This is a genomic window from Natronorubrum aibiense (genome assembly GCF_009392895.1).
GTDB lineage: Archaea > Halobacteriota > Halobacteria > Halobacteriales > Natrialbaceae > Natronorubrum > Natronorubrum aibiense.
Genome location: NZ_CP045488.1, coordinates 845,778 through 870,927, shown reverse-complemented (window position 1 = coordinate 870,927; position 25,150 = coordinate 845,778). Strand labels below are relative to the sequence as shown.

20 protein-coding genes and 2 pseudogenes are annotated in these 25,150 nt (G+C 58.2%); 15 read left to right on the top strand and 7 right to left on the bottom strand.

Annotated elements, in window-relative coordinates:
• Positions 1–149 precede the first annotated feature (149 nt).
• From GCU68_RS04355 to GCU68_RS04340, 4 genes are all read left to right on the top strand, one after another.
• The gene (locus GCU68_RS04355; RefSeq protein ID WP_152939322.1) at positions 150–1,610 is read left to right on the top strand and encodes a DUF1254 domain-containing protein; all 1,461 of its coding nucleotides are present in this window, start codon (positions 150–152) and stop codon (positions 1,608–1,610) included.
• 317 nt (positions 1,611–1,927) lie between these two features.
• Positions 1,928–3,079, top strand: coding sequence for a DUF1214 domain-containing protein (locus GCU68_RS04350; RefSeq protein ID WP_152939320.1), 1,152 nt, complete (start codon positions 1,928–1,930; stop codon positions 3,077–3,079).
• Between the two features lie 336 nt (positions 3,080–3,415).
• Complete coding sequence (locus tag GCU68_RS04345; protein WP_152939319.1) at positions 3,416–4,315, top strand: FRG domain-containing protein; 900 nt, start codon at positions 3,416–3,418, stop codon at positions 4,313–4,315.
• A 192-nt stretch (positions 4,316–4,507) separates the two neighbouring features.
• The gene (locus GCU68_RS04340) at positions 4,508–5,632 is read left to right on the top strand and encodes a DUF1214 domain-containing protein (protein WP_152939317.1); all 1,125 of its coding nucleotides are present in this window, start codon (positions 4,508–4,510) and stop codon (positions 5,630–5,632) included.
• Between the two features lie 36 nt (positions 5,633–5,668).
• Here GCU68_RS04340 and GCU68_RS04335 read toward each other — a convergent pair whose 3' ends face one another.
• Positions 5,669–5,959: a helix-turn-helix transcriptional regulator gene (locus tag GCU68_RS04335; protein ID WP_152939315.1), complete on the bottom strand. Its 291-nt coding sequence runs from the start codon at positions 5,957–5,959 to the stop codon at positions 5,669–5,671.
• 317 nt (positions 5,960–6,276) lie between these two features.
• Between GCU68_RS04335 and proC the strand changes: the two genes are divergently transcribed.
• From proC to GCU68_RS04320, 3 genes are read left to right on the top strand one after another with little or no spacing between them, the layout of a single operon-like run.
• On the top strand, positions 6,277–7,020 hold the full coding sequence (proC, locus tag GCU68_RS04330; protein WP_264373481.1) for a pyrroline-5-carboxylate reductase: 744 nt from the start codon (positions 6,277–6,279) through the stop codon (positions 7,018–7,020).
• Complete coding sequence (gene proB, locus GCU68_RS04325; protein WP_152939311.1) at positions 7,013–7,852, top strand: glutamate 5-kinase; 840 nt, start codon at positions 7,013–7,015, stop codon at positions 7,850–7,852. Before proC ends, proB begins: the two co-directional genes overlap by 8 nt.
• Complete coding sequence (locus tag GCU68_RS04320) at positions 7,845–9,176, top strand: glutamate-5-semialdehyde dehydrogenase (RefSeq protein ID WP_152939309.1); 1,332 nt, start codon at positions 7,845–7,847, stop codon at positions 9,174–9,176. Before proB ends, GCU68_RS04320 begins: the two co-directional genes overlap by 8 nt.
• Positions 9,177–9,268: 92 nt before the next feature.
• Here GCU68_RS04320 and GCU68_RS04315 read toward each other — a convergent pair whose 3' ends face one another.
• Entirely contained in the window at positions 9,269–10,195 is a 927-nt protein-coding gene (locus GCU68_RS04315; RefSeq protein WP_152939307.1) for an ADP-ribosylglycohydrolase family protein, read from the bottom strand.
• A 157-nt stretch (positions 10,196–10,352) separates the two neighbouring features.
• A complete protein-coding gene (locus GCU68_RS04310) occupies positions 10,353–10,706 on the bottom strand; it encodes a hypothetical protein (RefSeq protein ID WP_152939305.1) in 354 nt (117 codons plus the stop codon).
• Positions 10,707–11,204: 498 nt separating this feature from the next.
• Between GCU68_RS04310 and GCU68_RS04305 the strand changes: the two are divergent.
• Positions 11,205–12,204, top strand: a pseudogene (locus tag GCU68_RS04305) (IS630 family transposase).
• A 532-nt stretch (positions 12,205–12,736) separates the two neighbouring features.
• Positions 12,737–13,795 (top strand): annotated as a pseudogene (locus GCU68_RS04300) (sensor histidine kinase); the annotation flags it as partial.
• Positions 13,796–13,903: 108 nt separating this feature from the next.
• On the opposite strand, the gene GCU68_RS04295 reads toward GCU68_RS04300, so the two are convergent.
• The gene (locus tag GCU68_RS04295) at positions 13,904–15,586 is read right to left on the bottom strand and encodes a cation:proton antiporter (RefSeq protein WP_152939301.1); all 1,683 of its coding nucleotides are present in this window, start codon (positions 15,584–15,586) and stop codon (positions 13,904–13,906) included.
• Between the two features lie 428 nt (positions 15,587–16,014).
• Here GCU68_RS04295 and GCU68_RS04290 point away from each other — a divergent pair, with 428 nt between their 5' ends.
• The 4 genes from GCU68_RS04290 (at position 16,015) to GCU68_RS04275 (ending at position 20,394) form a co-directional block, all read left to right on the top strand.
• On the top strand, positions 16,015–16,836 hold the full coding sequence (locus tag GCU68_RS04290) for a helix-turn-helix transcriptional regulator (RefSeq protein WP_152939299.1): 822 nt from the start codon (positions 16,015–16,017) through the stop codon (positions 16,834–16,836).
• Between the two features lie 238 nt (positions 16,837–17,074).
• The gene (locus GCU68_RS04285) at positions 17,075–17,680 is read left to right on the top strand and encodes an OsmC family protein (RefSeq protein WP_152939297.1); all 606 of its coding nucleotides are present in this window, start codon (positions 17,075–17,077) and stop codon (positions 17,678–17,680) included.
• Between the two features lie 381 nt (positions 17,681–18,061).
• Positions 18,062–19,189: an ABC transporter ATP-binding protein gene (locus tag GCU68_RS04280; protein ID WP_193565068.1), complete on the top strand. Its 1,128-nt coding sequence runs from the start codon at positions 18,062–18,064 to the stop codon at positions 19,187–19,189.
• Positions 19,190–19,191: 2 nt separating this feature from the next.
• Positions 19,192–20,394, top strand: a complete 1,203-nt coding sequence (locus tag GCU68_RS04275; protein ID WP_152939293.1) for an ABC transporter ATP-binding protein — start codon at positions 19,192–19,194, stop codon at positions 20,392–20,394.
• 37 nt (positions 20,395–20,431) lie between these two features.
• Here the strand turns inward: GCU68_RS04275 and GCU68_RS04270 are convergent, their stop codons facing one another.
• The 3 genes from GCU68_RS04270 to GCU68_RS04260 are packed head-to-tail and all read right to left on the bottom strand — an operon-like array spanning position 20,432 to position 22,659.
• Entirely contained in the window at positions 20,432–20,872 is a 441-nt protein-coding gene (locus GCU68_RS04270) for a DUF3830 family protein (protein ID WP_152939291.1), read from the bottom strand.
• Entirely contained in the window at positions 20,869–21,642 is a 774-nt protein-coding gene (locus GCU68_RS04265; protein WP_152939289.1) for an SDR family NAD(P)-dependent oxidoreductase, read from the bottom strand. Before GCU68_RS04265 ends, GCU68_RS04270 begins: the two co-directional genes overlap by 4 nt.
• 33 nt (positions 21,643–21,675) lie before the next feature.
• Positions 21,676–22,659 carry an asparaginase gene (locus tag GCU68_RS04260; RefSeq protein WP_152939287.1) on the bottom strand — a complete coding sequence of 328 codons (984 nt, stop codon included), beginning with the start codon at positions 22,657–22,659 and terminating at the stop codon, positions 21,676–21,678.
• 154 nt (positions 22,660–22,813) lie between these two features.
• Between GCU68_RS04260 and GCU68_RS04255 the strand changes: the two genes are divergently transcribed.
• Together GCU68_RS04255 and GCU68_RS04250 are read left to right on the top strand one after the other, a co-directional pair.
• Positions 22,814–24,142: an extracellular solute-binding protein gene (locus GCU68_RS04255; protein WP_152939285.1), complete on the top strand. Its 1,329-nt coding sequence runs from the start codon at positions 22,814–22,816 to the stop codon at positions 24,140–24,142.
• Positions 24,143–24,189: 47 nt separating this feature from the next.
• Positions 24,190–25,098 (top strand): ABC transporter permease, encoded by a 909-nt coding sequence (locus GCU68_RS04250; RefSeq protein ID WP_152939283.1) that lies wholly within the window; start codon positions 24,190–24,192, stop codon positions 25,096–25,098.
• Positions 25,099–25,150: the final 52 nt, after the last annotated feature.

Below are 25,150 nucleotides of genomic sequence, written 5' to 3'. Positions count from 1 at the left end.
TTCATGAGACGAGTGTTCACCAGGGAACACAAGATTCAGATAGGACAACTGTCGGAGTGGGCCTGTTCCCCACTCGAACGCTGACACGCCGCGAGGCCCTCCAGAGAGGGGGAATCATCGCAGGCGGACTCACACTTGGTGGATCGACAGTGACGCAGACAGTCGCCGCTGACCGAGAGTCCGAAGCGAGCCAGGACAACGACACGGATGCCAGTGTGGCATCGATCGCAGAAGAGGCGTACTGCTACGGACTCCAGCAGGTCATCTTCTACGTGACGCGCTTCAACTACACGCAGAAGGAAGATAGCGACGTCTTCGTAGGCATCAATCGGTTGTACTATCCTAATGATGGCCGACCGATAACGGCCGACTTCACGGCTGTTGTCACTCCGAACGCCACCACCCTGTACGGACAGAGCTTCCTCGACCTGCAGGACGACCCCATCGTCATCGAGATGCCCGAAGTTACCGACCGCTACTTCTCGCTGCAGTTGATGAATCAGTACGGGATCTTTCCCCTCTACGCCGGGAATCAGTTTAACGGCACTGACGCGCGGTCGTACCTGATCCTGCCGGACGACTACGAGGGCGAGATCCCGGACGACTTCGCCGCGACAGACGTCGTCCAAGCGGGCACGAAGACCCTGGCAATGCTCGTCCGGTACGCGCTGCGCGATCCCACGGATGAATCCGAAATCTCGTACGTCAACGACATGCAGGCCCAGACGACCATCACCCCGCTCAGTGAGTGGCTCGAAAACGACCGCTCGGGCGTGCCACGGGCGGAGCAGTCGGTCGTCCCCGGCGACTACGAGACGATCCCGCGAATGACCGAACTCACGGAGCAGCAGGTCGAAAATCAGACCGCAGCGGACTTCTTCACCCTCCTCAACCTCGTTCTGAACGACTCGAGCATGTCGCTCATCGACGACTCCCGCCAGGAGGCTGCGATGCTCGAGCGGCTAGAGCAGGTCGGAATCGGCCCGGGACTGGAGTTCGACTGGTCCGCCCTCGAGACCGACGTCCAGGAGGCCCTGACCAGCGGATTCGAGAGCGGATTCGAGCGCGTCAGAGCCACCGTCGTGGAGAGCAACAGCGACGTCGTGGTAGACATGAACGGCTGGAACGTCGTTCAGAACACAGGGGACTTCAGAACCGACTGGTTGACCCGGGCCGCCGTGGCCGACTTCGGCTTCGCGGGGCCCGATTCGCCCGCGTCTCACGTTGCTGGGTTCAAATTCACCGACGCGAACGGCGAGCAACTGGACGGGTCGAACCGGTACACCATCACGTTCGACCTCGAGGACCTGCCGCCGGTCACCGAGTTTTGGGAGATTCCGATCTACGACGCGCAGGGCTACTTCGTCGAGAACGAACTCGACCGCTACAGCATTAACAGCTACATGCTCGAAGAAGGGCTGTTACACACCGACGGTAACGAACTCGTCATCTACGTGCAGAATGAGGAACCGGACGATCCCGAGCAGGCGACGAATTGGCTGCCTGCTCCCGAGGGAGATATGCGATTCGCGGCGCGGTTCTACGGTCCCCGTTGGTCGGTGGTCGACGGCTCCTACGACATGCCCGAAGTCGTCCCTGTAGAAGAGTGACACCTTCTACCGTCATCTCCAACCAGACAGTTGGCTTGCGTTTTCTGCGTCCAGTACGCCGTTTTTGACAGCGACTCGGGAGTTCGATCAGAGTCTGCTGAATGGAAGGCGCGAATGCAGCACGAACTGATGTTTATGATCTCTCACTACAGGTATAAATAGTCGATCGAGAGCTCAGAGATGGTCATCCATCTACCACTATCATCATGACATGAAACTATTCCCCAGTATCGACACTAAATTATATGGACTGCTGGAGTGCGAACGTGTGAGTCGGCCTCAACCGCTGCTGTGGGCCACTCAGAGAGATACGAGTCATGAGCAAAGAGACAAACCACACGACGCCAGAATCGAGTTCCGAACTGCTGCGGGCAACGCGCCGAAACGCACTTCGCGGGGCGGGTCTCGCCGGAATGCTCGCGCTGGGTGGTGGCAGCGCCACTGCCAGCCAAACCGCCTCGGTGGCGAACACCCAGCAGGCTGAAAGCGAGACGTCAGCGGATGACGAACCAATCCCAGTGACGTGGGAGAACTTCCTACGCGCCCAAGCAGATGACTACTTCGAATCACATGTCGAAATCGACGGATTTGGCGAGTTCAAGCACTACCGAGATATTCCCCCCATAGAGGAGCAGGTCAACCAACCAAAGGCACCAAATCATGAGGTGCTTTACTCGTGGGGAATATTCGACCTAACCGAGCCGGTTACCATCACGAAACCGGACACCGGTGACCGATACCAGTCGATAGTTCTTACCAACCAAGATCAGTACGTGAAAGGGGTTCTCTCTGATCCCGGCGAGTACACGTTGACGCAGGATGAGATCGGAACGCAGTATGTCAGTGCCCTCATGCGCACGTTTGTCGACCTGAATGATTCAGATGATGTGAACGAAGTTCATAGACTACAGGACGAAACGACGGTACGTCAACAATCGTCGGGATCGTTCGAGATTCCCAACTGGGATCAAGAATCGTTCGAAGAACTCCAGGCGGCGCTCATCACGGTCGGAGAGACAATGGACGACTTAGGAGGCGTCTATGGCGATGTCGACGAAGTTGACCCCGTCAAGCATTACATCGGCTCCGCGGCGTTCGGGGTTGGCGGACTTCCTGAGTGGGAGTCGTTACTAGTGATGCGGTATCCCGAACAGAACGACGGCGAAACACCGTACACACTCACCGTCGACGAACCGGATACTGTCCCCGTTGACGCGTTCTGGTCGGTCACCGTCTACAGCAGCGACTGGTTGCTCGAGGAGAACGAGTACGACGCGTACTCGGTTAACAACGTGACCGCAGAACGGGACGATGACGGTACTGTCACGGTACACCTCGGCGGTGACCCCGATCAACCGAACTTCCTCTACACTCCGGAAGGATGGCGCTATATCGTCCGACTCTACCGACCACGTGAGGAGGTTCTCGATGGAAGCTATCAGTTCCCCGAAGCCGAGCCACTCGAGTGAGACAGGAGCGCGGATTCGACTGTGTTGGCCAGTACAACCGAGTCGGCGCGCTATCGACCGTGGTCTTGACTTCCGTTTTGTGCTGACGGGCGTGCTGAACGTATGCGCTGTGTCTAACAGGCCAGTCTCGACACCGATCCCGTTCGAACCATAGTCGAAGACCCTCTGCTCCTTCGCTTGCGCCACCAGCCTTATTCACTGCGGGTGGGTCTGTCCGTGGACCTGATCGTGCACTCACCATGGGGTGACCCGTCGTTCGGCGTCAGCATCCGGACTTCAGGGTGCGGTGACGAGCGCTGCCTCGCACTATAACTTGTTAGCACTCGTTTTACCAGTATGGCGAACGGTAGCGTGACGGTCGACCGGGCCGAAGACTGGCAGACCCTTCAGCGACTCCTCTACGAGGGGTTGCCCGAGGAATCAAGCAGCCAGTATCATACGTCGGAGGTATTCCGTGGGCACTCCAACGAGGCATACACGCTCCAGACCTCTCTCCAACGATTCGTCGGCACCACTGGCGAGTGGCAACTGGAGATCCACCTCTTGCGAGCGTTCAACAAGTATGCCCAACAGTTCATCGACGAACCGGAATCGTTCCCTCGTCTTCAGTCGCTCGCACAACACCACGGGCTTCCGACGCGGCTCCTCGACTGGACGTATTCGCCACTGGTAGCGACGTACTTCGCGACAGGTGGTGATCCCGACGTCGATGGGGAAGTGCTCGTCGTGGACTACGCAGCTGCTCACGAACACCTGCCGGACAGTCTACAGGACGTCTGTGAGCTGGCAGAGACCGAGATGCTCGACATCGATCTGCTGGAAGCAGGGATCGAAATGATACTCGAGGGGAGCGGTGAGGAGACGGCACAGGCTCACGTGCGCACTGGGTCGGCAAGCCTGTTAGAGATCAACGCAATCGTGACGGAATTCATCAACCAGCACCCAGAGCCGTATGCAGTGTTCTTCGAACCACCACCGATCGACCAGCGGATTGCCAACCAAGGAGCACTCTTTTCGAGTTGGTTTCCGGCCGACCCTCAGCAGCCGATGGACAAATGGCTCGAGACCCACCCGGAGTTCTTCCGGAGAGTCATCATCCCGGCCGAGAAAAAACGGACGTTCCGGGAGAAACTCACCCAGTCGAACGTCAACCACCGGACGCTCTTCCCTGGCCTCGACGGGCTGGCGGCATGGTTAGTCGAGTCCTTCGACCCGACAACGAACGGAGATTCGTAACCGGGTCGATCACTCACTCACCGACAGTGGCCCTCTCGGACTGGATACCGACTCGATTAACACATCACCTCGATACACTCATCTTGTCATGACATTATTTCTAATAATCGTCACTGTATTATATGGAACGCTGGAGTGGGAGTGTCTGAGTCGGCTCCCACCGTTCCTGTGAGCTACTCAGAAAGATACGGCATGAGCAACGAACCACACCACACGACGCCAGAGTCAGACTCCGAACCGCTGCAAGCAACCCGTCGCACCGCGCTTTACGGAGCGGGTCTTGCCGGCGTACTCGCGATGGGCGGCGGCAGCGCAACTGCCAGCCAACACTCCCCGGAGGTAAATACCCACCAGACTGAAAACGAGACAGACGAGCCAGTCCCGGTCACGTGGGAGAACTACCCGCGCGCAGAGTCCGACACGTACCTCGCGCGATACGCCGAACTGGGCGGGTTCGGCGAATTCTATCACATCCGAGAGCTAGTCCCCATCGACGAGCAGGACGTCATCCAGATGAATCGTGATACGCTTTACTCGGCTGGTGTCTTCGACCTGACCGAGCCGGTCACCGTCACCCAACCGGACACCGGTGACCGCTATCAGTTGCTGATCATCATCAATCAAAATAACTACTTGCGAGGATCGTCCACGACCGCCGGCGAATACACGCTGACACAGGACGAAGTCGGGACGCGGTACTGTCTGGTTCTGGTCCGCACGTTATTCGATCCGAACGATCCGGACGACATCGAAACCGTTCACGCCATCCAAGACGAGATTACGGCGAGTCAGGAATCGACCGGAACGTTCGAGATCCCCAACTGGGATCAGGACTCACTCGAGGAAATCCGCAATGCGCTTATCACGGTCGGGGAGACGATGGATGACTCCCGGGGCGTGTGGGGCGACGCCGACGAGGTCGATCCCGTCAAGCACCTCCTCGGTACCGCGGTTGCCTGGGGCGGCAGTCCGGAGACGGACGAGTTCGTCCTCTGGCGAACGCCCGAGGGCAACGACGGCGACACGCCATATACGCTCACCGTCGAGGACGTCCCCGTCGACGGGTACTGGTCGGTCACCGTCTACAACAGCGACTGGTACCTCGAGGAAAACGAATACGATGCGTACGCGATCAACAACGTGACTGCAGAGTCAGCCGATGACGGCAGTGTCACGATTCACTTCGGCGGTGACCCCGACCAGCCGAATTATCTTTATACGCCGGAGGAATGGAACTACACCGTTCGACTCTACGAGCCGCGCGAGGAGATCCTCGACGGGAGCTATCAGTTCCCCGATGCCCAGCCAGTGGAGTGAGTTCTGCACAATGACTCTGCTCGATGTGACTGTCCGTTATTGTTCTTCGAGCAGATCGTCGACGTACTGATCCTCCCAGTTTCGTCGGTCCTCGATCTCGCGCGTTCCCCGGCGGGTAACCGTGTAGAAATTGGTTCGACGGTCTTTGCTGCCTTTCTCGAGCAGACCTTTGTCGACGAGCGTATCGAGGTTCGGATAGAGGCGGCCGTGATGGATCTCCGACTCGTAGTAGTCCTCGAGTTCCTCTTCGATCGCGAGTCCGTGGGGATTATCCAGTCCGGCAGCGACGTAGAGCAGGTCGCGCTGGAAGCCGGTCAGATCGTACATAGTTGCTTGTTACGTTGTCGAATACATTAAATTCACTGGTGGCTTAGTATTCAGTCATTTAGCAAGTGTGGGAACGTATTGGAAATTACCATACGAATCAAGACTCGAGTGAACTGCTGCAGACCGGTTGCGTGCATCTTAGTTCGGACGAAGAACGCTGAGCGGCCAGAACACCTCTGCAGTATCTGTTTGAGTGCAACGACTATATTATCAATACATTTCCATATGGGTGTGAGCGAGAACCCAAAACTGTATGTTGCTCTTACCGCCTCAACTGTAATAGGATGACAGATGTGAGCGTCATCGGGTGCGGAAACATGGGGAGTGCCCTGTTGAAAGGGCTCTCGAAGGCCGGTAGTCACACGCTGACGGCGTGTGACCTGGACCCAGACGCGCTCGAGTCGGTAGCCGAGTACAGTTCGACGACGACGTCGGATCCCGCCGTCGCAGCGGAAGCTGATGTGGTTATCGTCGCGGTGAAACCAGATATCGTCATGCACGTCGTCGACGACATCGATCTCTCGGCGGACCAGACGCTGGTCACACTCGCTGCGGGGGTCTCGACGGACGTAATCGAGCCACACACTGACGCGACGGTCGTTCGGATCATGCCGAACCTCGCGGCTGAGACGGGGAACATGGCAGCGGCCGTGACCCAACACAGCGTCACCGACGACGTCAGAGAACTCCTTGACGACGTCGGGGAGTTCGTCGAGATCGACGAACAGCAGATGGACATCGCGACGGCCGTCAATGGAAGTGGGCCGGCGTTCGTGTTCTATCTCCTGAATGCGATGAAACAGGCGGGCGTCGAGGGCGGCCTCGATGATGACGAGGCCAAAACGCTCGCCGCACAGACGTTCAAAGGCGCCGCGGAAACCGTTTTGCAGTCCGACCAGAGTATCGACGACCTGATCGATGCGGTCTGTTCGCCCAACGGAACGACCATCGAAGGCATGGAAGTGCTGTGGGACAGTAACGCCGACGAGGCGGTTGTCGACGCAGTCAGTGCGGCCGAACGGCGATCCAAAGAACTCGCAATGGAGTCCGAAGATGAGTAAGGGGACCGAAATCGACGCCGGAGAAGTCGATCAGGCGCGACAACTCGCGGCCGACGCCGACCGCGTGATCGTCAAAGCCGGGACCAACTCTCTTACCGATGAGGAGTCGAACCTCGACGACGAGAAACTCGATAAACTCGTCGACGACCTCGCTGACCTCCTTGAGCGGGGGAAGGAAGTGATCCTCGTCTCCTCAGGTGCAGTTGGTGCAGGCGTGGGACGGATCGGCTACACCGGCGAGACCGTCGAGGAGTCGCAGGCGCTGGCGACCGTCGGTCAGAGCCACCTCATGCGACGCTATACGGAGAGTTTCGAGCGCTACGACCGGAAAGTCGCCCAGCTCTTGCTCACCCAACACGACCTTGAGAACCCCGAGCGGTTTACGAACGTCCACAACACGATTGAAACCCTCCTCGAGTGGGGTGTCGTCCCGATTATCAACGAGAACGACGCGGTCGCAACGCAGGAGATTCGGATCGGCGACAACGATATGCTCTCGTCGTCGGTCGCGCTCGGCGTCGATGTCGACCTGCTAGTTACGCTCACCGACGTCGGCGGCGTCTACACCGGGAATCCGAAAGAAGATCCCGACGCGGAACGCATCGAGGCCGTCGGTCGGAACTACGACGAAGTACAGTCGATCATCGACGAGAGTTCGAGTTCCCAGTTCGGCGGCATCCAGACGAAGGTCAAAGGCGCACGAGACGTTAGCGAGCACGGCATTCCAGCCATTATCGCCAGGTCGACCGAGGAAGACGTCCTCGAGAAAATCGCTGCTGCCAAGCCCGTGGGGACGTTATTCCTTCCCATCAACGGTGTCATCGATGACTGAGAAGACAACGGAAACCAAAGTTCAGGAGGCACAGACCGCCGCCCTCGAGTTGGCGAAACTCGACGACGACGAACGAAGTGCGGGCCTGCGAGCGATCGCCGATGCGATCGACGAACGCCACGAGGAGATCCTCGAGGCCAACGAGAAAGACGTCGCGGAAGCCGAGAAGCTGCTCGAGGAAGGCGAGTACAGTCAGGCGCTCGTCGATCGCCTGAAGCTGTCGGAATCGAAACTCGAATCCATCACCGAGATGGTCAGAAGTGTCGCCGACCAAGACGACCCACTCGGGAAAACACTCACCTCGCGACGCCTCGACGACAACCTCGAACTGTACAAGGTCGCCGTCCCGATCGGCGTCATCGGGACCGTCTTCGAGTCCCGGCCCGATGCTCTGGTCCAGATTGCTGCGCTCAGCCTCAAATCCGGCAACGCCGTCATGCTGAAAGGCGGCAGCGAAGCTAGCCACTCGAACCGGGTGCTCTACGACATCATCGCGGAGGCCACGTCCGACAAGCCCGACGGCTGGGCCCAACTCATCGAAGCCCGAGAAGACGTCAACGCCATGCTCGAGATGGACGACTCGATCGACCTGCTCATGCCACGTGGCAGCTCCGAGTTCGTCCGCTACATCCAGGACAACACGAGCATTCCCGTGCTCGGCCATACCGAAGGCGTCTGTCACGTCTTCGTCGACGACGATGCCGACCTCGAGATGGCCGTCGACATCGCCTACGACGCGAAAGTCCAGTATCCGGCCGTCTGTAACGCCGTCGAGACGCTGCTGATCCACGCGGACGTCGCCGAGGAGTTCCTCCCCGAAATCGTCGCCCGCTACGAGGACGCTGACGTCGAACTGCGTGGCGACGAAGCGTCGCGTGCGATCGTCGAGATGGAGGCAGCGACCGAGGAGGACTGGTCGACCGAGTACGGCGATCTCATCCTCTCGATCAAAGTCGTCGACTCGCTCGAGGACGCCATCGATCACATCACCGAGTACAGTTCCAAGCACACGGAGTCGATCGTGACCGAGGACGCCGACCGAGCCAGCACCTTCATGCGAAGTCTCGATTCGGCGAGCGTTTTCCACAACGCCTCGACGCGCTTTAGCGACGGCTTCCGATTCGGTCTCGGTGCAGAGGTTGGCATCAGCACCGGCAAGATCCACGCTCGTGGTCCAGTCGGTCTCGAGGGTCTGACGACGTACAAGTATCACCTCGAGGGTGATGGCCAGATCGTCGGGACGTATGCTGGAGAGGATGCAAAGCCGTTCCGTCACGAGGAGTTCGACGGCGACTGGACGCCGGGGCGACTCTCTCAAGAGTAACGCGGATCGGTGTTTTGCGTGGTACTTGCCGTGGACTCGCTGACCGACGGGAGGTAGTGCATTGGACACCACCCCGTTGGCGGGTAGGCGCGCTATCGTTCGATTAGATCAGTCGCCAATCGACGCAGTTCGTCGGCTTCGTCGATCGCTGTTCGCCATCGCTCAGGCAGTGCACCCGCTCCGAACCGGGCACCTGCAACTGCGCCGGTGACGGCACCGATCGTATCCGTATCGCCACCCATCATCACTGCGTCGACGATCGCGTCTTCAGCAGTCTCGGCGGTCAGTCCGTGATACAGGCCTGTTTGGAGCGTCGTGACGACATATCCTGAGTTCTCGAGAGAGATGTCCACTGGTTCGCCGCGGCGAGCGGCGGTGACTGGTTCAACGACGTTCCGAACGTCGTCGGGGAGTTTCGATCCAATATCATCCAGGACTGTTTCGAGCGGCCGTTCGACATCAGTCATAAGATTCGCGAGCGTCCGGTTGAAGAGCGCACAACTCCATTGACACCGCAGATCAGCGTGGGTGATCGCCGACGACTGCCGGCTGATCTCGACGAGTTCAGCAGGGTCGTTTCGATACGCGATGGCGTACGGCGCACACCGCATCAGGCTGCCGTTGCCGGCGTTACTCCCCTCCATGCTCGCTTCCCATTCACGCTGGCCGGCTTCGTCCCACGACTCGCCGTTCTGGATTCGTTGGAGTGCACTCGAGGTCATAATCCCGATGTCGAACGGTCCAGATTGCTTCCAGTCAACGAATCGGGCAGCGACGTCTTCTGGCTCAAATGTATCGTATTCTGCCAGACTTCGGGCGATACAAAGAGCCATCTCCGTATCATCGGTGATCGTCCCTGCAGGCTGCCCATGAGTCCCGTGAGCGAGCATTTCAGTAACCCGACCGTGTGTTCGTTCAATTCGCTCTGGCCCTTGGAATTCTACTGGGCGTCCGAGCGCGTCCCCACATGCGAGTCCCAGCAAGATTCCTCGTGCTCGTGAATGACAGTCGCTCCCCATACGTGATACTCACTCGTCTGGTTGCTAACTATTGTGGTCGAAAGTATCAATTCACAGTGGTTCGGCAGGGCGTCCAGAAGACACTCCGGTCCGTTCTGGGTCGAGGAACTCTTTCGTTTCTTGGTTGCACTTGTACGGGTGAGAGAGCTAAATTCGATCAATACTGATTTTGCACTTTATCTATTTTGCATTGAACACATAAGTCGTCAGCAAAACACGAAATGCTATCGTAGGGACAGTCGTACTCGTCTACGTTGACAGACTGACGGAGTCTCTCCTGTCGCCAGACACTTTCCCAGTCATCGATGTCCATATCAGTGGACGTGAATACGATATTATTATCTCGATCTTCGATCTTTGCAGCTGTGACCGAATACTGGTTCGCTTTGACGACCTCAATCGCTTCTTCGTACGAGGAGCAGTTGACGTTCTCCGTTCCAGTGTGGTCATCTAAGAGTCGAACAGTGATCGAACCGTCGTATTCCTCCGTCGGATCCAGCCCTGAGGTCATGGAGGATAAACTCGCAATACGATGTAAAGTCTTGGGGTGAGCTTTTCTTCGCCATAAACAGAGAGGGATCAAAGATCTCTCAGACAGTCGGACGGAGCCCGACAACGTCGTTCGAAGTGGGTTTTCGCACTCGAGTGAAGAAATGGTAATGGATGAGATGTGTACTACGCTCAGTAGGTATGGACGACACGCACGACTTCGATGACATTCTGGTTCCGACCGACGGAAGCAAATCCGCCCGTAACGTGCGAAACAGGCCATCAAGTTCGCACAGCGAAACGATGCGACCTTGCACGTACTCTACGTGGTCGAATGGGTGACGGCGACTTGAGTGGTCGGCGCTATGTTTGAATCTACAGGACCCATACGCGCCTACCACTCGAGTCTGACGACCGCGTTTGCGTCTCTGTCTGTTTCGAATCCACATGCTGGACACGAGTGGTCACGAACCTATAGTAACCGTTAGAACTATTTGCTCATAAAGTCATACAACAGACAGTGGATCATCTCGACGAGATCTCAGTCGAAGAGTTGCAAGATGCTCTCGACAACGTGGACGGGAAGAAGTCGACACAACGGCTCTTAGCCGCAATAGCGTACAAAAACGGCGTCACGCAGACTGAACTAGCCGGGTGGTACGGCGTGCAGCGACGGACGATCTATAGTTGGCTCAAGCGGCTCGATACTGATGAGTCGCTTGAGCAGGCTGTTTTTGATGCTCATCGATCTGGGAGAAAGCGAAAGCTCTCGGAAAAAGAGCAAGAACAGTTTGAAGCAACTGTCCACGAATCTCCTGAGGAAGTTGAGCTCGACGCGCCGGCGTGGACGCCGGCGCTCGTCCAGCAGTATCTTGACGAGACATACGATGTCGAGTACTCAATCCCGAGTTGCCGGCGGTTGCTCAAAGAAGCAGGATTGAGCTATCAAAAACCACGCCGCACAGCCGCTGAATCCGATGTCGACGAGCAAGAAACGTTCCGCGAGGAATTCAAAAAAAGCGGCGGGATATGGACGCCACAGTAGTCTGTATCGATCAGACCAAGAAATCCGTGCAAGTCGAGCCGCGTGCCGCGAGGAAACCACGCGGCACGCGGCCGCTGTTGAACTATCCGGCCAACGCGACTGGACGTGTCTGTTGGGCGCGATCACCGAAGACGGCGATCGCTTTTTCGCTCGATTCAAAGAGTACGTAACCGCCGAACACGCCAAACATTTCATTCTCATATTATGCAAAGAATTCGAAGATGACTTGCTTATCGTGCTGGATGGTGTGCCGTATTTTCAGACGTCGGCCGTCACGGACCTGGCGACCCGTGACGACCTCGACTTTGTCACGTTACCGGCATACTTGCCAGAGCTAAATCCTGTCGAAGAGTGCTGGAGACAACTCCGAGGCGCTCTCAGCAACCGCTTCTTTAAGTCACTCGACGATCTTACAACGGTGATTGATACAGCTCTTAACCAGCTCTCTATACCAAAAATGAGTAATTATTTCTAATTTCTACTATAGATAGGCTTCGCCGCCTCCACACCACACCGATCGCACTCCTTCGTGGTTCCTTGTGCTGCAACCTTCCCGACGTACGTACCGTACAGGAATGGAGACACGTAGCGCCGAGTCATTAAAATACGGCGCCGTATTAACCATCTTGTCAATGGCCAACTCGAGGAATATCGTCGTTCTTGGCTATCTCTTGCTGATTGTCGCAGCGATTCATTCTGTCTACAAAGTCGTTACCGGTGGCCTCGTTTTGAACGCCGTCTTCGACTTTCTGCTGATCGGATTCTCGGGGCTACTGACTGTGTACGTCGGCTCTTGGGTAACGAGCAGTGAAATCGATGCGGCGTTCTACCCGCGGGTCATCAGATGGAGTCTTGGCGGTGTTGGCGTGATGCTCGTCTTTTTATTCATTCGTGCCCTCCATCCCGGGATCAGCAACCCGTTTTCTCACTCGACGAGAGCAATCGCCCTTGCTATCGCCTCGGTTGCAGGCCTCGGGATCGGCATTCACGACGCCCGCGCGCTTACCCGTGAGCACGAACTGCAGCGAGAGCACGATCGATTCCGGGCGGTGTTCGACCGTTCGTTCGACGCGATGGTCATCGCCGACGACAGTGGGCGTTATATTGATATCAACGAGAGCGCATCCAAGCTCTTCGGCCACTCAGCCGACGAGTTACGCGGTCGTACGATCGACGAATTCGCGCCCCAGGGGTACGATTTCGAAGAAGAGTGGCAGGATTTTCAGACGTCGACAAACGAACGCGGAACCTTTCCGCTCGTTCGATCGGATGGAACGACCAGACACGTCGAGTACGCTGCCTCACGAGATATCTCCGCTGGACAACATCTCTCGATCCTTCGAGACATCACGACACGCGTCGAGTATCAGCGCAAACTCGAGGAATCAAACGAACGCTTAGAGCAGTTCGCGTACGCTGCGTCCCACGACCTGCAAGAGCCGCTGCGGATGATTACGAGCTACTTGCAACTGCTCGAGGAGCGATACGGCGACGACCTCGATACAGACGGGGAAGAGTTCATCGAGTTTGCCGTCGACGGTGCCGAACGGATGCGCGAGATGATCGACGGCCTGCTCACGTACTCTCGCGTCGAGACGCAGGGAGACCCCTTCGAACCGGTTGAGCTAGCACAGATCGTCGCTGACGTCCGAACTGATCTGCAACTTCGGATCGAAGACACCGATGCGAAGATCACGATCGGTGAACTCCCTCAGGTCTACGGTGACGACGGACAGTTGCGACACGTGTTCCAGAACCTGTTGAGCAACGCGATCGAATACAGCGGCGAAGGGCCTCCCCGCGTTCATATCACTGCCGAACGTGACGGGCGAGAGTGGCGAATTTCGATTCGCGACGAGGGTATCGGTATCGACCCCGACGACACTGGGCGTATTTTCGAGGTGTTTCAGCGCCTCCACAGCTCCGAGGAGTACGAGGGAACCGGAATTGGACTCGCCCTGTGCAAACGGATCGTCGAACGCCACGGCGGCGAAATTAGGGTTGACTCGGAGCCGGGTGTTGGATCGACGTTCTCGATTACGTTGCCGGCAGTACCCGACAGCTGAGCCGCTCTCGTGACGGGAGCCGACTTGCGACTCGAGTCGATGACCGGTGATCTCTCCGATTTCGGTGGTCGTTTTTTCGACGATCACTGACTGATCGTTGTTGTCCCGCTAGAACTCGTCGATATCGATATCGTACGTGTCGACCACATCAGTCCAGAACTCGTGGAACGCCGTTTCCTCGAGTTGCCGGATATCGCTCTCGCCTGCGTCGACACGCTCGAGTCGCGCATCGACGGTTTCGAGCAGTCGGTCGGCATCGTCCCTGTCGACAACACCTGCTTTGATCGCGTTCATGACCGCCTCTTTCTCGCTCTCGAGAATGCGTCGCTCCCCTTCGAGTTCCGCTCGGCGACGAACCGATGGGTATCGCTCGAGGAGCTGTGAAATCGCCGTCTCGAGGCGGTATTTCTCCCAGCCGTACTCCTCGCAGAACTCGAGGTAGAGGTCTCTCGGAAGCTCTTCGCTTCGATGCAGTGCACTTGCACTCGCAATCGCGGCGTCGACTCCTCGCAGACGGGTGGTCAGGAGTCGATAGGCTTCTTCCGCTGACGACCGGCGGGTGATGTCGAGTCGCTCGAGCAGCGGACCGATCGTAAGGCCTTGGACGAGGAGACTGAGTGCGGCCACACCGAAGACCAGTGTCTGCAGCTCCTCTCGAAGTGCAACCGGGAGTTCGGACGGTAATCCGAGTACCAGCGCGATGGGAATCGACGCGTGCAAGCCGCTCCAAGTGACGATATGCTGGGCCGGTCGCGAGAGCGGTGCTGTGAGCCAGCGGTTGGCGACCGTCACGAGCGGATAGACGACGACGGACCGAGCGGCTACGACGAGGACGAACGCGATCACGACGAGTTCGGCGTTGTCGGCGAAGTTCCCGATCGGCGTCTCGAGGCCGATGAGAACGAACAGGAGCGTGTTGAGCAGGAAAGCGACGGCATCCCAGGTCGTCGCGACCGTCACCCGCGTTCGCGACTCGAGCGCTTCGGTCTCGCCGCGATCACCGATGAGCAGTCCAGCGACGACGGCGGCGATCGCACCGCTTGCGCCAAGCGCGTCGGCGATAAAGTACGATCCATACGCCAAGCCGACGGTGAGTGTGACGCCGAGCATCGCGTCGTTTGCGACGATCATCGCCCGATAGACGAGATGCCCGGCCACGACGCCGACCAGCAATCCGCCGAGGCTTGCCACGAGCAGTTCGACCGCGACGGTCTGGGCCAGTTCCGACCCTGACGTCACAGCTGCCGGTGAGATCCCGCGTTGAACGGCCTCGAGAACGACCGCAAGCAGTGACGTGTAGAGGGCTACGCCGACGCCGTCGTTGAGCAGACTCTCGCTTTCGATGATCGTCGCGAGCTGCTCTGGTGCCCCGATATCTTCGAACACGGCGACCACCGAGACCGCATCCGTCGGCAGGATCATCGCCGCGAACAGCAGGGCGACGAGCAACGAGTAGCCGAATGCATACCGTCCGACGATACCGAGGAGGAGTATCGAAAGCACGAGGCCGGGGCCGGCCAAAAGAACCACCGCTGGAAGATTCTCGCGAAGGCGCTGCAGGTCGACGTTCGAGCCACCCTGAAACAACAACGCGGGAAGGACGACGAGCAGAATGATCTCCTCGGTGAGCCTGATCGTGTATGGAACCCCGAACGCCGATGCGCCGACGCCGACGAGTAGCAACGCGATGGTGTACGGAATGTCCGCGACCCGTGCGAGGGCGACACCGACCGTCGCCGCGATCAGCAAGATGACGACGAGTTCGACGAGAACCGTCTCGAGGACGCTCATCACAGATTGTACGATGTACGGACAGTTAACGGTACCACAGACAGTGGTGGACTGTGTAGCGTTTTGTCGGCTTCCTCACGACTAAAGTCGTGGGCTTCCGCCTCTTACCTCTGTGACTGATAAAAAGTCACGTCCCGACTTTGGTAGGTGTCGAAGGAAGCCAGCGAACGAACCGTTCAGTGGCAGGTTTGCCATGTCATGTTCTCGAGTCGACGGACAGTACTCCAGTTGGTACACCGATACGGTTCGCCGGCGACTCTCGAGAGCGGTCGTTGTGGACATATTTCGCCTACGAATACGTCTTACCAAAATTCTTTTAATATACCGGTTGTACGGTATTGTTACAAATCGAAATATTGCTGGTGTAGATCGCCGAATCGCCGAATAGGGAGGCGAATCGTTTTAGGCCTCGTTTACGTACCCAGTATATGGGCTATGATAACATACCTCAACAAAATGCGGACTCGCCAATCGGTGATATCGCGTATCTCGCGCGGTCTGACCACCGCGTCCCGGCACTTGTCGCGCTGACAGAGCGTCCTCGGAGCCGCTCTGAGCTCTGCGAGTTGACCGGTGTTTCGTCGTCCACGATACGGCGAACGTTGGACGAGTTTGAAGACCGAATCTGGATCCGCAAAGACGGATACCAGTATGCAGCAACACGGTTAGGTGAGGTTGTCGCTTCAGGAATGGAAGAGTTGGTCGAACAGGTCGAAACGGAGCGACAATTGCGCGATGTCTGGCACTGGCTCCCTGACGAGATCAGCGACTTCTCCGTCGAGACGTGGGCAGCGATGACCGTCACCGTCGCCGGACCCGATGCACCATACCGCCCAGTTAACCGATTCGAATCACTGCTCGAGGAGACGGCTGAATTTCGATTTGTCCACCCCAAGATTGCTTTGATGGAACCCTGTCTTGACGTCCTTCTGCAATTGCTTGACGAGGGAGTCGACATCGTTCTGATCGACCAGCCGGATAGCCATACATACTTTATAACAACGTACCCGGAGCGTAGTGCAGAGATGATGCAACGGAATAATTTCACGGTTCTGGAGTACGACAGCCTTCCTCCCTATGGACTGGGTCTCCTTGACGATCGCGTCGCCATCAGTTGTTACGAGCAAGAAAGCGGGACGGTTCAGGCACTGGTCGATACCGATGTAGCGGCGGTTCGCGAATGGGCGGAGTCGACGTACGAAACGTACAGATCCGATGCGCTGCCGGTGGAACCAGAACTCAACTCTTGATATCCGCTCACGGTGACTTCTTCCCCACCCTGCTCGCGCCTTCGGCGCTCGCTGAGGAAGGGGCATTAGCGCCTCAATTCAGGTAAATCGTTCCAGTTGTCACTAGAGCGGCTCGTCGCCAGATTGCAGGAACTGCTCTGGTTTCAGAAACTGCAGGGACAGCAGTTCCTGCCGAAATGTCACAGAGTAGCTACAGTATCTCCAGCACCGTAGCGTCTCTTGTAGGGAGGCGACTCAAATGACTGACAATCAGCAAACCGCACACGGCATCGACCTCGAGACACTTGAGGGGTTCGCCCAACACGCAGCCGAAAATCCCGAAGCAGTCCAGCTTGGGCTCGGGGCCACCGCAACCTACGAGGGGACGGCCGCTCACAGTCTGGCGAAAATCGATAGCTACGAACTCGGGGGCGACACGATCGTCCGCGAAACGCGCGAGTACACCCTTCCGTACGGCGGATGGAAGGAAGTCCTGGATGCTGGTGGGTGGATTGGTGCGACCGACCGAATCGAGCCGGTCGAAGCAGCGCTCTCAGCGCTGGCTGCCTGTATCAACGTCGGCATTAGTATCAATGCTGCTGCCAACGGCGTCGACATTGACCACCTCCAGACGCGCGTCCGGACCGATTTCGATCCAGCGGTCCTCTTCGGTCTCGAGGAACTCAAAGAGGCCGACTCGGTCTTCGAGAACGTGACCGCCGAAATCGAACTCGACGGCGAAAACCTCGATCAGGATCTGATCGACGAATGGGCACGACGGGCACCCGTCTACACGCTTGTCTCGCTCGCTCAGGACATCGATATGACTGTCGACACTCCGATTGAAGTGGCCGGCGACGACTGACCGAAAACCACTGACGGGTTAGTCGGTATCGCGTTAACTGTCCAGCTTATATTTTATAATGTGTACACAACTATACACTATTGTGGGGTTATATATGATCTTTCTGCCATGTGAACCATCCCGATTGGAACCGAACGATGACTCGAGCACGGACAATCCATCTCCTGTTCGAGCAACTCTCCCGGCACTATACTGGTAGTTCACAGCGCGCACCCGCGGGGTCTTGTCAAAGAGTGTCACAAATTCGCAACCCAAATGTGAATTCCGTATCGAGAGTCCTCTTGGAGTCACCACGGCGGTTTGATGAGCTGTCACGACTACTGTTCCGAATCGACTGCAGAGCAGATAGAGCTAAATGCTCGCCCTACACAATGTGATGTGATGACGACTAGCGCAATTTCGATCGAGTCAGTGACTAAATCGTTTCGTGAGGAAACGGTGCTTCGAGATATCGAACTCGAGGTCGAGGACGGGGAATTCTGCGTCGTCCTTGGACCGAGCGGCTGTGGAAAGAGTACGCTGCTCAAGTGCATCGCTGGATTGATCGAGTCCGATGACGGTAGGATCTCACTCGACGGTCGTGATGCGTCCGAGCTGTCGGTACAGGAGCGCGAACTCGGCTACGTGTTTCAGGAGTTCGAAGAGACGCTGTTTCCGCACAAAACCGTCGCCGAGAACATCGCGTTCGGTCTCGAGCAGGGAAGCCGTGAGCGTTCCACAGCGGAGATCGAAGCCACGATCGACGAGATGCTCGAGTTACTCGCGATCGAGGAGACCAAAGACGACCTGCCGGGTGCGCTCTCGGGCGGGCAACAACAGCGCGTGGAGTTGGCGCGACAGTTGAGCCGCGAGTGTTCGGTCATGCTGTTCGACGATCCGCTCGCCGACCTCGACTACAAGCTTCAAAAGCGGATGGAACTCGAGATGCGGAGTCTCCACTCGACGCTCGGGAGCACGTTCCTCTACATCACGCACAATCAAGATCAGGCGCTCAAACTCGCCGACAAAGTTGTCGTGATGAACCACGGGATGATCGAACAGATCGGCTCCCCCGAGACGGTGTATCACGATCCGAAGACGGCGTTCGTCTGCCGGTTCGTTGGTGACTCGAACGTGCTGATGGCGGATGGCGCTCCGACCAATGTCGACGGCGAGACCGTCGACGTCGAGACCGAAATCGGATCGATTACGGCGACTGCTCAGAACGGTTCCGAGAAGAGTACAGGTGTCGTGATCATCCGTCCAGAAGCCGTCTCGCTCGAGACGGACGACTGCGATGTAACGCTCACTGGAACCCTCGAAGGACGGACATACACCGGCGAAACGACCGAATTCGCGGTCTCGCTCGATGGACTCGACCGCGATTTCCACGTCGTCGTCCCGAACAGTCCGGATACCGGCACAGTCGGCGATCCGATCGTGCTCGGGTGGAACGCCGACGATGCGCTTTACTTCGACGAGCTCAGCGTGACCGATGCAGTGACCGCTGCCGAACTCATCGACAACTGACCATGTCTGATACAGACCACTCCGGGGCGGACGTCTCGCCGACCGAACCGACACTCGACGAACCGATTGATGACCTCGCACTCGAGGTGTGCGGACTGACGAAGATCTATCCCGACGGAACGCTCGCTGTCGACGACATCGACTTCAGTATCACGGACGGCGACTTCTGCGTCTTGATCGGTCCTAGCGGCTGTGGGAAGTCGACGACGCTGCACTCGCTCGTCGGGAAAATACCGGTCACCGAAGGGGAGATCCGACTCGGTGGGAAAAACGTGACCGATGCACCCACATACGAACGCGATATCGGGCTCGTATTTCAGGACTTTCAGCTGTTTCCACATCTGACCGTCGAGGAAAACATCGCCTACGGGTTAGAACGCCTCGGCGTCGAGAAAGACGAACGAACGACCCGCGTCAACGATATCGTCGAGATGATGCGACTCGGCGACCTCATCGAGCGCCAGCCCGAAGAGCTCTCCGCCGGGCAAAAACAGCGCGTCGCGCTCGCTCGGAGTATGGTCCTCGAACCGAGACTCCTCTTGCTCGACGAACCGCTCGGGGACATGGACTACAAGCTCCAGAAACACATGGAGCGGGAACTGCTTCGACTCCACCGCGAACTCGATACGACGTTCGTCTACGTCACGCACGACCAGACACAAGCGATGCGCCTCGCCGACCAGATCGTCGTCATGAACGATGGCAAAGTCGAACAATCCGACACCGTCGAGCGCGTCTACAACGAGCCCGCGACGGCGTTCGTCTCGGCGTTCGTCGGCGACTCGAATATCTTTACAGGCGAGTTGACCGACGTCACCGACGACGGCAACCACGCGCATATCGAGACACCGCTCGGAACGTTTCTCGCGACCACGTCGAACCTCCGCTCCGAACCGGCGCTGCTCATCGGCGAGCAAGTCCCCTTTTCCGTTCGGCCGCAGTATCTCGAGGTCTCCGATGAGCTCGACAACAGCGTCAGCTGCCGGGTCGATGACGTTATCCACCAACCCGGTTCGGGAACGCACGTGATCCTCGAGGCGACGACAACCGACGGCGACGCACACGAACTCCAGCTGAAATCGTTCGAGCGTATCGATCCAGCCGAAACCGTCACCATCGGCTGGAGCGCAGACCATGCGACCCTCCTCGAGCGGACGAGCGTCGTCGACGGCATCGACCTCGAGACGGACATTCTGGGTGAATAAGTAGAGCAATCCGGGATCGCGGTCGATTCCTATTGTCTCAGTCTTCGGTTGACTCGCGGATTGCTACTGTAACCGGCTGCACGCCGTCTCTGAGCGTGTGCTCTTCCAGTGCGGTGAGTTCGTCACGCGTTGCCTCGAGCGTCGCGACGTGGTTGCCGGCGAGTTCACCCGCCGGACTTTTGAAACACGTCGGCCCGCATGCGACCAGAATCTCCTGTTCGTTCTTGTAGCCGGGGTAGAGCAGAACGTCGCCACGAGAGGGGTAGACGGTGTGGTTCTCCCGCGGCAGGTCCGGCAACTCGATCTCGTCGATATTGATCCACGTCGCGTGGCCACTCCAGCGGACGTGCATCAGCTCCGATTCCAGTGGCAGGAACGATTTCAGCGCACGTACCGACTCGGGCGCTTCGTCCTCGAGCAGCGGTGCGACGTACGTCTTTTCGCCAACGGTGAGGTGGAGTTCGCTCACGCGAATCACCACGCCGTCCAGCCGCCGTCGACGCGCAGGACGTGGCCGGTGACGAACTCGCTCTCGTCGCTCGCCAGAAACAGGGCCGCATCGGCGACGTCTTCAGGCGTTCCGAAGCGCGGCCACGGCGTCGAGGCCTGCCAGTCGGCGAGCAGTTCCTCGTCGGTTTCGCGCCACTCGGCATTCTGAGCGGTCTCGATGATGCCCGGAGCCAGCGCGTTGACGTTGATCTCGTCGCTCGCGTAATCGAGCGCCAACTGTCGGGTCAGATTGGAGACGCCTCCTTTCGACGCGCAGTAGGCGGCGCTGTTCGGTCCGCCAACCAGCCCATAGATCGACGAGAGATTGATGATCTTTCCGTGATCGCTCACTTTCAGCGACTCGAGCGCGTGTTTACTCGCGAGGAACACGCCCCGAAGGTTGACGTCCATGATCGCGTCGTACTCGTCGATCGGCGTCTCGTGGGCTTGATTCTGGAAGTAGATCCCCGCGTTGTTCACGAGGATATCCAGCCCGCCGAACTCGGCTTGTGCCGTCTCGAGTGCGTCGATGATCGCGTCTTCGTCCGTGACGTCCATCTCGACGAACTCGTAGTCGGCGCCGACGGCGTCGAGCCGATCGAAGACGGATTGTTCGTCCTCGAGTTTCGGCTCGCGTCTGATGTCGGCGACGACGACGCTGGCCCCTTCGGCCCCGAATTTCGCTGCAATCGCGTTTCCGATACCCGAACTCGCACCCGTAACGAGTGCGACACGTCCCGCTAGGCGTTTGTCTGACATTCGGTACCACCAACCGCACTCGAGGGCAAATAGCTATCGTTCGAGTTCCTCGCCGGCGAACAGCTGTCGTCGCTCCTCGAGATCGTCGGTGACGGCACAGACGACTGCGAGTTTGATTCGCGCTTTCTGAGCCGGGAGATCGGCGCCGAAGATCGCCCCGTGTGAGCGCAACGTTTCCCCGCCACCGCCACCGCCGTACACAGGTTCCGTCGTTCCGGCCGGACATCGCGAGGTGACGACGACAGGTGTCTCCGTGGCAACGGCGTCGGCGATCGCGTCTCCGAGTTCGCTCGTCGTATTCCCGAGCCCCGTCCCGTCGACGACGATGCCATCGACGTCGTCCTCGAGCGCATGATCGATCTGTCGACGACCCATGTCTGCGCCGCTGGCGACGATCACGATGTCGCTCGTCACGTCTCGAACGTCGAATGTCGCCGAGTAGCTTCGCGGCTCACGGACGATCCGAACGGCAGCGCGCGTCACCGAGGCGATCGGTCCCGTACTCGGCGAGTCGAAGGTCTCGAGTGCGCTAGTGTGAGTTTTCGTCACGTCGCGTGCGGCGTGGACCTCGTCGTTTGCAGCGACGTAGACGCCATCGTGGAAATCAGTGTGCGTTGCAGCCCGAATTGCCGTGAGCAGGTTTGCCGGACCGTCCGGGCTGACCTCGTCGGGACGGCGCTGTGCGCCGGTGAAAACGACCGGAATCGCACACTCGAGCGTGAGGTCGAGGAAGTACGCGGATTCTTCGATTGTATCGGTGCCGTGGGTGACGACGACGCCGTCCGCGCCGTCAGCCGCGACGCGCCGCACGGCTGCGGCGAGTTCCGTCATGGTGTCGAACGTCATATCGTAGCTCGGCACCTGTGCGAGCTCTTCGACCGTGAGGTCGGCGTACTCCTCGAGTTCTGGGACGGCGTCGACCAGTTCTGCACCCCGTTTGCTCGGCGTCGCACCGCCGTCGGCGCCGGTACTTGCGATTGTGCCGCCCGTGCTGAGGATCACGACTGATAGTGGCATACCTGTTGATCAGTCTCTCGGTGGATATCTCTTTTGTACATGCGGCCGATACTTAGGAATATTCAACTCATAGTCGTTGTTATGTGAAAAATCCCCGATTTACGTTCTCCTAAGAGGAACGTTTAATACGGCTCAGGGTATGTGACTGCTTGTAATGCCAGACGGTATCAGTAGGCGAAACTTTGTAGCGTACGGTGGAGCAGCAGCGGGCGCCGCGCTCGCCGGGTGTGTCGGCGGCGACGACGGCCCAGCACGACCAATGGAGTGGATCGGCCCGGACTGGGCGGTCAGTGACGAGCAGGCTGCCAAAATGGAGGAGATGTCGGGCGTCGAGGTGAACACGACGATTGCGACGATCGGTGACACGCAGGCCCAACTCCTCGGTGGCGGCTCACAGAACACGGACGTGTTCACCTCGGACACGACAGGTGCTGGGGCACTCACTCGAGATAACCCGTCGACGATTCCGATGCCAGTCGACGACTTAGAAAACTGGGACGAAGAGCAGATTTCCGATCTGTTCACCAATCCGGCCGAGCGGCTCAGTCACCTCGGTGAGCAAGTCGAGACGGTCAATCAGGAACTATGGGTCGACGGCGACACCCGCGACGAGATTCTGTTCTCGCCGTACGCGTACAACTTCGACGCGATGGGGTACAACCCGTCGTTCGTCGACGACGTCTCCCTGTGGAGTACCCAGTTCGACGAACAGTACGAGGGAGAGGTGATCGTCGGAGAAACGGCAGCGATCACCATTCCGCAGGCGATCATGCACCTGTTGGACAACGACATGATCGATGGCGACATCGGCCAATTGAACAACCCGACGCAGGACCAACTCGATACGGCGATCGATTACCTCATCGAGCAGAAAGAAGCCGGGCAGTTCCGTTCGACCTGGGAAGCTTACGGCGAGTCCGTGACGCTGATGGCCGGCGAAGAGGCGGTTATCGGCGACGTCTGGCAGCCGGCAGCGATGGACGTCCGCCGAGAGGGGACGCCGTGCACCTACGCCACGATGAGTGAGGGCATTCAGGGCTACCGCTACTGGTACGGCGGGATGGCGACTCTCGAGGGTGCACGGGAGCGCCAGAACGTCGAGCAGGTCACGTTCCTGTACGATCAGGTCCACCTCGGTGCGTGGTTCCCCGGATTCGTTCAGGGACGTGGCTACTCCGTGCCTCACTACGAAAACGAAGAACTCGTCCGCGACGGCTCGGATGACTCCGGCGACGGCATGGGGCCGGAGTACTACGACTGGGCGTACCGCGGCGAAGCGACGTACGAGTCGATCGACGAACCGGCGCTGTTCGATCCGCTCGACTACGACTGGTCGATGGAGGAAGGCTCGCCCGATTCGAACGGCGGCACCCGCGACAGTGGTCCGATCGAAGAACGGATCGACCGTATCGGCTTCTTCCAGATCTGGCCCAGTGAGGCTGACTACATGATCTCACGCTGGGAGGACTTCCTCTCGGCCTAACTCGAGTATGGTTACGATCATCTTACCACAACCGGAGACACAATCACATGAGTTCTGAACCCAAAACCGGCATCTCGGGTCTACTTGCAACCGACAGGGACGACTTGATAAACGAAGTAACCGGGCTAATAGCGCCGACAGTGCTGTGGTTCGCTGTCTTCTTACTGCTACCGTTGCTCGTTATTTTCTACTACAGCTTCCTCACCTATCAGTCGTTCAACGTGATCAACGAGTTTACGCTCACGGCGTGGGTTGATGGCGTGTTCGGTTCCGGTGCAGTCCGTGGTGCGTTCGTCCGAACGATCGGCGTCGGTGTCGTCGTGACGCTTATCACGCTCGTGTTCGGCTACCCGCTTGCGTACTACCTTCGATTCTACACCACGCCGATGGTGGGACTCGTCTTGCTGTTGTTCCTCGTCATCCCGTTCTGGACGTCGGAGCTGATCCGAACGTTCGGCTGGTTCCCAATTCTGGGACGAAACGGGATCATCAACGGCCTATTGATGAACGTCGGGCTCACTAGTAGTCCGGTCAGTTGGCTGCTGTTCTCGTCGTTCTCACAGGCTGTTGGCTATCTCCAGAACTACGTCGTGTTCATGGCGGCACCGATCTACATCTCGCTGTCGCAGATCGACGAAGGACTGCTCGACGCCTCCGAAACGCTGCGCGGTGATCCAGTCGAGACGTTCAAGAACGTTACGTGGCCGCTGAGCCTTCCCGGCGTCGCGATCGGCTGTATGTTCACCTTCGTGCTGACGATCGGGAACTTCACTGTGCCGTCGTTTCTCAGCGGCGGGTCGAACACCGTTCCAACGCTGATCTACAGCCGCTACGGTCAGGGGCTCAACTACCCCTCGGCTGCTGCGCTCTCGATTACGCTACTCGTGGTCATCTTCGCGTTCGTGTTCCTGCTGTTCAGAGTCGTCGACATCACCGAGATCGCGAGTCAAGACTAACTCCGAACACGCGACACACCGTTTTTTCACCCAAAAAGTTCACACGACATTT